Below are 208 nucleotides of genomic sequence, written 5' to 3'. Positions count from 1 at the left end.
AGGCCTCAGAGGGCTCAGAGGCGTAGGACCAAGGGACCAACAAGCCCCCACCCCCGGACAGGGGTAAAAGAGCTCCACGCCTCTTACTCTGGCGTGCATGAGTGACGACACCGACGCCACCCGCGGCGTACTGAGCAGGCCCTACCGCGCCCTGAGCATCGGCATCGTCTCCGTCGTGCTGCTGATCGCCTTCGAGGCGACCGCCGTC

Origin of the sequence: Streptomyces atriruber, assembly GCF_001418325.1 — a bacterium.
In the GTDB taxonomy this organism is placed as follows: Bacteria; Actinomycetota; Actinomycetes; order Streptomycetales; family Streptomycetaceae; genus Streptomyces; species Streptomyces atriruber.
The sequence above is the reverse complement of the archived record's forward strand: the minus strand, read 5'-3'. Positions refer to the sequence as shown.